The sequence below is a fragment of the Pseudaquabacterium terrae genome (genome assembly GCF_013266755.1).
GTDB classification, from domain to species: domain Bacteria; phylum Pseudomonadota; class Gammaproteobacteria; order Burkholderiales; family Burkholderiaceae_C; genus Pseudaquabacterium; species Pseudaquabacterium terrae.
In genome coordinates, this window is the sequence record NZ_JABRWJ010000010.1 from 263937 (window position 1) to 271396 (window position 7460).

Here is a 7460-nt window from a genome sequence, read left to right on the forward strand (position 1 = left end):
AGTACCCCATGAATCGAATCGCTTTCAAGCTCACCGCGCTCGCCGCGCTCGCGGCCCTGTCGTTCGGCGCGTTCGCGGCCTCCCACCTCACCGACGCTGAAGTCCGCAAGGTCGACAAGGACGCCGGCAAGCTCACGCTCAAGCACGGTGAGATCAAGGACCTCGACATGCCCGCCATGACGATGGTGTTCCAGGTCAGGGACAAGGCCGTGCTGGACAAGCTGCAGCCCGGCGACAAGGTCAAGTTCAAGGCCATCAACGAAGGCGGCAAGTTCACCGTCACCGAGATCGAGAAGAGCAAGTGACCAAGACCTCCACCTGGCGCCGCAATGCCGGCGTCCTGCTGATCCTCGGCAGCGCTTCGGGCACCGCACTCGCCGAGATCATCGACATCGGCTGGGACGCCAACGGGCGCTTCGAACGCACGACGACCGTCGCGCCGGGGAAGTTCGCGGAGGTCTGCGGGCCGCTGCGCAAGGGCAAGGCGATCGAGTGGGCGTTCGATGCCGATGCGGCGCTCGACTTCAACATCCACTACCACCAGGGCAAGAAGGTCGTTTTCCCGGCCAAGCAGGATGCGGTGGTGAAGCGCAACGGCAAGCTGGCCGTCAAGCGGGACCAGGACTACTGCTGGATGTGGACCAACAAGTCCAGCAGCGATGTGGCGCTGCGGCTGACCTTGAAGCAGTAGCGGCGAAAGGCGTCGAGGCGGTCCACGACGAACCGGACTGCGATGGCAAGCGCGTTCCGTTGTCGCAAGTCAAGCCTGCCGCCCTAGAATTCGTCCAACATCATGAGCATGACCCGCTCGCTGAATCGATCGATCGCTCGCCTTCTGGCCTGCGTGCTGCTGCTGGCCCAGCTGGCCGTCTCGGCGTACGCGTGTCCGAACCTGGCGACGATGTCAGCTCGTGTTGCGATGACCGATGTGGGCGGGGTCGCTGACGACGCCGGCATCCAGTCCGGTTCGTCGGCCATGCCGGGGTGCATGGGCATGGGCGCCCTCGATCAGGAGTCAGCGAACCTTTGCGCCGAGCACTGCAAGCTTGGCCAGCAAAGTCATGAGGTGCCGGCGGTGTCGGTGCCGCTGCCGCTGCTGACCGCGTTGTACGCAGTGCCGCTCACGCCGATCGAAGGTCCACCGTCGCGTCCCGCCGCGGCACGCATCGATGCACTGGTCGCCGCGTCACCGCCGCTGGCCGTGCTGCTCTGCGTCTACCGAATCTGATCCTCCAGCCGACGCTGCGCTGAAGACCCGAAGGGTCGACCCGGCGCAGCAGTCGTGCCCGGCCCTCACACGCTTGCGATTCGTCGCTGCGCCGGCCGGGACCAGGAATCCGTCGCGGACGGTTCCGAGTGTCTGGAGACGCCATGTTCACGATTTCATTCCCGTCCTGCCGGCCTGCCGGGCGCACGCTGGCGCGCTGGGCTCTTGTGTCGACCATCGCGGTCGCGGGGGCCGCGGCTGCACAAGGCACGGCGACGCTGACGCTCGATCGCGCCTTGCAGCTCGCCCAGCAGCGCTCGCGCCAACTCGTCGCCCAGGACGCCGCCGCGGGTGCCGCGCGCGAGATGGCGGTCGCCGCGGGCCAACGGCCCGATCCGAGCTTGAAGGCCGGCATCAATAACCTGCCCGTCGACGGCTCCGACCGCTTCAGCCTGTCGCGCGACTTCATGACGATGCGCTCGGTCGGCGTGATGCAGGAGCTCACGCGCGCCGACAAGCGCAGCGCGCGCGCCGGCCGCTTCGAGCGCGAGGCCGAGGTGGCCGAGGCCATGCGCGCGGCGGCGCTCGCCGCGCTGCGCCGGGACACGGCCAAGGCCTGGCTCGAGCGGCATTTCCAGGAGCGCGTGCTCGAGCTGCTGCAGACGCAGCGCGGCGAGGCGGCGCTGCAGGTCGAAGCGGCCGAGGCAGCGTGGCGCGGCGGGCGGGGCGCACAGGCCGAGATCTTCGCCGCGCGGGCGGCCGCCGCGCAGATCGACGAGCGCGTGAAGCAGGCCGAGCAGCAGGTGGCCGTCGCGAAGACCCGGCTCGCACGCTGGGTAGGAGACGACGCCCGGCAGCCGCTTGCGCCGCCGCCCGCGCTGGAGCTTGCAGACGCCGATGCGGCGACCGTCGACGCGCGGGTGGCGCATCACCCGGAGCTCGCTGTGATCGCGCGGCAGGAGGGCGTTGCGCGCGCCGAGGCCGATGTCGCCGAGCGCAACCGAAGTCCCGATTGGAGCGTCGAGCTGATGTTCAGCCAGCGCGGCTCGGCGTACTCGAACATGGTGTCGGTGAACGTCTCGGTCCCGCTGCAGTGGGACCGCAGGAACCGGCAAGACCGAGAACTGGCCGCGAAGCTGGCGCTCGTCGACCAGGTGCGCGCGCAGCGCGAGGAAGCCGAGCGCGAGCATGCAGCCGAAGTACGCGGCTGGCTGCAGGCGTGGCGCGGCCAGCGCGACCGGCTCGTGCACTACGACAACACGCTGCTGCCGCTCGCTGCGCAGCGCACGCAGGCTGCGGTGGCCGCCTACCGCGGCGGTGGCGGAGCGCTGGGCGCCGTGCTCGAAGCGCGGCGCATGGAGGTCGACCTGCGCATCGAACGCCTGCGCCTGGAGATGGACGCGGCAGCCTTGTGGGCACAACTCGAATACCTCGTGCCGAGCGAAGCCCGCACTGCCGTGGCGAAGGAGCAATGACATGAAGAGACTGACACTGCTCGCCATCGCCGTCGGCGCGGCCGCGATCCTCGGTGGCGCCGGGCACGCCCTCTACATCGCCGGCATGCAGCGCGGCATCAGCGCCGCGCCCGGCGCATCGGTGCCCGACACCGCGGCGTCTCAGGCCGCGGGCGGTACCGAGCCCGTCCCGCAGAGCATCACGCAGGGCGAAGCGGCGACCCGCCGCCACATCGCATCGGGCATCAAGGCCGGCGACATCGATCCGTCGACCGGCAAGCGGGTGCTCTACTACCACGACCCGATGGTGCCGGGGAACAAGTTCGACAAGCCGGCGAAGTCGCCGTTCATGGACATGATGCTGGTGCCGGTCTATGCCGACAGCGAGGGCGACGGCAGCCGGGTGACCGTGAGCCCGCGCATCCAGCAGAACCTGGGCGTGCGCACCGCGGCGGTGGTGGAGGGCGCGCTGTCGCCGCAGGTGTCCGCCGTCGGCAGCATCGTGTGGAACGAGCGCGAGCAGCTGTTGGTGCCGGCGCGCGCCGGTGGTTTCATCGAAAAGCTGCATGTCCGCGCGGCGCTCGACCGGGTTGTGAAGGGGCAGCCGCTCGCCGACCTCTTCGTGCCCGATTGGCTCGCGGTGCAGGAAGAGTTCCTGTCGCTGCGGCGCATGCAGGGCAGCGATCTCGCGCCGCTGGTCGACGGGGCGCGCCAGCGCATGCGGCAGGCCGGCATGAACGACGCGCAGATCGCGCTGGTCGAGCGCAGCGGGCGCGCGCAGCCGCGCTGGACGCTGAGCGCGCCGATCGCCGGCGTGGTCAGCGAGCTGATGGCGCGTGAGGGCATGACGGTGATGGCGGGCGCCACGCTGTTCCGCATCAACGGCACCGGCACCGTCTGGGCGCAGGCCGAGGTGCCCGAGAGTCAGGCCGCGCTGCTGCGACCGGGCGCGAAGGTGCGGGCCACGAGTCCATCGCTGCCCGGCACCACGCTGGAGGGCAAGGTGCAGGCGCTGCTGCCCGATGTCAGTGCGGCGACGCGTACTTTGAAGGCCAGGGTGGAGCTGGCGAACGTTGGCGGACGGCTCGTGCCCGGCATGTTCGTGCAGATGCAGTTCATGGACACGCGCGCCGGCACGGTGCTGCTGGTGCCGACCGAAGCGGTGATCCAGACCGGTCGTCGCACGGTCGTGATGCTGGCCGAGGCCAACGGCCGCTTCCGTCCCGCCGAGATCCAGATCGGCATCGAGAACGGCGGCCTGACCGAGGTCAAGAGCGGCCTGCAGGCGGGCCAGCGCGTGGTGGTGTCCTCGCAGTTCCTGATCGACTCCGAGGCCAGCCTGAAGGGCGTCGAGGCGCGCCTGAACAGCGAGCCTGCACCGACCGCCACGGGGAGCTCGCGATGATCGCCGCGCTGATCCGCTGGTCGATCGGCAACCGGTTCCTGGTGCTGCTGGCCACGCTGATGATCAGCGGCTGGGGCCTCTACGCGGTGTCGAAGACGCCGCTCGATGCGCTGCCCGACCTGTCGGACGTGCAGGTGATCATCCGCACGACCTTTCCCGGCCAGGCGCCGCGCATCGTCGAGAACCAGGTCACCTACCCGCTGACGACGACGATGCTGTCGGTGCCGGGCGCAAAGACGGTGCGCGGCTACTCGTTCTTCGGCGATTCGTTCGTCTACGTGCTGTTCGAGGACGGCACCGACCTGTACTGGGCGCGCTCACGCGTGCTGGAGTACCTGAACCAGGTGCAGTCGCGCCTGCCGCCGGCCGCGAAGGCCTCGATCGGACCGGATGCCACCGGCGTCGGCTGGATCTACCAGTACGCGCTGGTCGATCGCAGCGGGACGCAGGACGCCGGCCAGCTGCGTGCGCTGCAGGACTGGTTCCTGAAGTACGAGCTGAAGAGCGTGCCGAATGTCGCCGAGGTCGCTTCGGTCGGCGGCATGGTGCGCCAGTACCAGATCGTGCTCGATCCGGACAAACTGGCGGCCTACGGCATCAGCCACGGACGCATTGCCGAGGCCATCGGCAAGGCCAACCAGGAGGCCGGCGGCTCGGTGCTCGAGCTGGGCGAGGCCGAGTACATGGTGCGCGCTTCGGGCTACCTGCAGTCGCTCGACGACTTCCGCAAGATCCCGCTCGCGAGCAGCGAGGCCGGCGTCTCGGTGCGCTTGGGCGACGTCGCACGCATCCAGGTCGGTCCGGAGATGCGCCGCGGCATCGGCGAGCTCGACGGCGAGGGCGAGGCCGCCGGCGGCGTGATCGTGATGCGCTCGGGCAAGAACGCGCTCGAGACGATTGCGGCGGTCAAGGCGAAGCTGAAGTCGCTGCAGGCCAGCCTGCCCAAGGGCGTCGAGATCGTGCCGGTCTACGACCGCTCGGGCTTGATCGAACGCGCGGTGGAGAACCTGGGTTTCAAGCTGCTGGAGGAATTCATCGTCGTCGCGCTGGTGTGCTTCGTCTTCCTGTTCCACCTGCGCTCGGCCTTCGTCGCCATCGTCTCGCTGCCGCTCGGTATTCTGGCCGCGTTCATCGTGATGCACTACCAGGGCGTCAACGCGAACATCATGTCGCTCGGTGGCATTGCGATCGCCATCGGTGCGATGGTCGATGCAGCGGTGGTGATGATCGAGAACGCGCACAAGCATCTCGAACGCTGGAGTCACGAGCATCCGGACGAGCGGCTCGAAGGCGAGGCGCGCTGGCAGGTGATCGGCGCGTCGGCGGCCGAGGTCGGTCCAGCGCTCTTCTTCTCGCTGCTGATCATCACGCTGAGCTTCATTCCGGTGTTCACGCTGGAGGCGCAGGAGGGACGCCTGTTCTCCCCGCTGGCCTTCACGAAGACCTATGCGATGGCGGCGGCGGCGGGCCTGTCCGTCACGCTGATCCCGGTGCTCATGGGCTACTTGATCCGCGGCCGCATCCCGGATGAGAAGACCAACCCGTTGAGCCGCGTGCTGATCGCGCTGTACCGGCCGCTGCTGAACGCGGTGCTGCGCGCGCCGAAGCTGACGCTCGCGGTCGCCGCCGTGGTGCTGGTCGCGAGCCTGTGGCCGCTGCAGCACGTCGGCGGCGAGTTCATGCCGCGCCTGGACGAAGGCGATCTGCTGTACATGCCCTCGGCATTGCCGGGACTGTCGGCGGGCAAGGCGGCCGAGTTGCTGCAGCAGACCGATCGGCTGATCAAGACCGTGCCCGAGGTCGCCAGCGTCTACGGCAAGGCCGGCCGCGCCGAGACGGCCACCGACCCGGCGCCCATGGAGATGTTCGAGACAACCATTCAGTTCAAGCCGCGCGAGCAGTGGCGGCCCGGCATGACGCAGGATCAGCTGATCGAAGAGCTCGATCGCATCGTCAAGGTGCCGGGCCTGGCCAACATCTGGGTGCCGCCGATCCGCAACCGCATCGACATGCTGGCCACCGGCATCAAGAGCCCGGTGGGCGTCAAGGTAGCAGGCACGGACCTGGCGGTCATCGATCGCCTGACCGGCGAGATCGAGCGGGCGCTGAAGGACGTGCCCGGTGTCAGCAGTGCGTTGGCGGAGCGGCTGACCGGCGGGCGCTATGTCGACGTGCTGATCAACCGCGACGCCGCCGCGCGCTTCGGCATGAACATCGCCGACGTGCAATCGGTCGTCGCATCGGCCATCGGCGGCGACAACCTGAGCGGTCCGGGCAGCGAAGTGATCGAAGGCCTGCAGCGCTTCCCGATCAACGTGCGCTACCCGCGCGAGGTCCGCGACTCGCTCGAGAAACTGCGCCTGCTGCCCATCGTCAGCGAACGTGGCGCACGGCTCGTGTTGTCCGACGTCGCCACGCTGCGCATCAGCGACGGCCCGCCGATGCTGCGCAGCGAGAACGCACGGCTGTCGGGCTGGGTCTACGTCGACATTCGCGGGCGCGATCTGCGCTCGGCAGTGCAGGACATGCAGCGTGTGGTGGGCGAGAAGGTCAAGCTGCCGCCGGGCTACTCGATCGCCTGGTCCGGGCAGTTCGAATTCCTGGAACGCGCGATCGCCAAGCTGAAGGTCGTCGTCCCCTTCACGCTGCTGATCATCTTCGTGCTGCTGTACCTGACCTTCAAGCGCTTCGACGAGGCGCTGATGATCATGGCCACGCTGCCCTTCGCGCTCGTCGGCGGCATCTGGCTGCTCTGGCTGCTGGACTACAACCTGTCGGTGGCCGGTGCGGTGGGATTCATTGCGCTCGCCGGGGTCGCGGCCGAGTTCGGCGTGATCATGCTGCTGTACCTGAAGAACGCGTGGAACGAGCGGCTGGCCCACGGGCAGGTGAGCGAGCAGGATCTGCTCGACGCAATCCGCGACGGCGCGGTGCTGCGCGTGCGGCCGAAGGCGATGACCGTCGCCGTGATCCTGGCCGGCCTGTTCCCGATCATGTGGGGCTCGGGCACCGGCTCCGAGGTGATGCAGCGCATCGCCGCGCCGATGGTGGGCGGCATGATCTCAGCGCCGCTGCTGTCGATGTTCGTGATTCCGGCGGCTTATCTGCTGCTTCGGCGCAGGCAACCGAAACCCGGCATGGGATGACCCGCGCCCCGGACTACCGCGCCTTGATTTTCCTGACTCCTGCTCGACCCAGGCCTTCAGCTGTTCATGGCTGACGTCGCAGCCGCCGTGTGCCGTTCACAAAGAAGCCGGGCGTCTTGTCCGGGCCTAGCCCGAAGTTCCTCCCATCCACGTAGTCATCATGCGGGCGCAAGTCCGCGTGATTGCTGAACATTGGCGCCCTTGAGGCGCTTTTGTTTTCTCGATTTTGTAGTCACTAAATTGGCTTG

General features: G+C 68.4%; 6 protein-coding genes. All 6 read left to right on the forward strand.

The window, feature by feature from the left end:
• Window positions 1-8: 8 nt before the first annotated feature.
• Window positions 9-305, forward strand: coding sequence for a copper-binding protein (locus HLB44_RS29815; protein ID WP_173131870.1), 297 nt, complete (start codon window positions 9-11; stop codon window positions 303-305).
• A complete protein-coding gene (locus HLB44_RS29820) occupies window positions 302-691 on the forward strand; it encodes a hypothetical protein (RefSeq protein WP_173131873.1) in 390 nt (129 codons plus the stop codon). The genes HLB44_RS29815 and HLB44_RS29820 overlap by 4 nt, the downstream gene beginning before the upstream one ends.
• Before the next feature lie 102 nt (window positions 692-793).
• Window positions 794-1228, forward strand: a complete 435-nt coding sequence (locus HLB44_RS29825) for a hypothetical protein (RefSeq protein WP_173131876.1) — start codon at window positions 794-796, stop codon at window positions 1226-1228.
• A gap of 143 nt (window positions 1229-1371) precedes the next feature.
• Window positions 1372-2682 (forward strand): TolC family protein, encoded by a 1311-nt coding sequence (locus tag HLB44_RS29830; RefSeq protein WP_173131879.1) that lies wholly within the window; start codon window positions 1372-1374, stop codon window positions 2680-2682.
• Between the two features lies 1 nt (window position 2683).
• On the forward strand, window positions 2684-4066 hold the full coding sequence (locus HLB44_RS29835) for an efflux RND transporter periplasmic adaptor subunit (RefSeq protein ID WP_173131882.1): 1383 nt from the start codon (window positions 2684-2686) through the stop codon (window positions 4064-4066).
• Window positions 4063-7212, forward strand: coding sequence for an efflux RND transporter permease subunit (locus tag HLB44_RS29840; RefSeq protein WP_173131885.1), 3150 nt, complete (start codon window positions 4063-4065; stop codon window positions 7210-7212). Before HLB44_RS29835 ends, HLB44_RS29840 begins: the two co-directional genes overlap by 4 nt.
• Window positions 7213-7460: the final 248 nt, after the last annotated feature.

Excerpts from the sequence above, each read along its gene's own strand:
- HLB44_RS29815 (WP_173131870.1), top strand. The coding sequence starts at position 9 with ATGAATCGAATCGCTTTCAAGCTCACCGCGCTCGCCGCGCTCGCGGCC.
- HLB44_RS29825 (WP_173131876.1), top strand. The coding sequence starts at position 794 with ATGAGCATGACCCGCTCGCTGAATCGATCGATCGCTCGCCTTCTGGCC.
- HLB44_RS29830 (WP_173131879.1), top strand. The coding sequence starts at position 1,372 with ATGTTCACGATTTCATTCCCGTCCTGCCGGCCTGCCGGGCGCACGCTG.
- HLB44_RS29835 (WP_173131882.1), top strand. The coding sequence starts at position 2,684 with ATGAAGAGACTGACACTGCTCGCCATCGCCGTCGGCGCGGCCGCGATC.
- HLB44_RS29840 (WP_173131885.1), top strand. The coding sequence starts at position 4,063 with ATGATCGCCGCGCTGATCCGCTGGTCGATCGGCAACCGGTTCCTGGTG.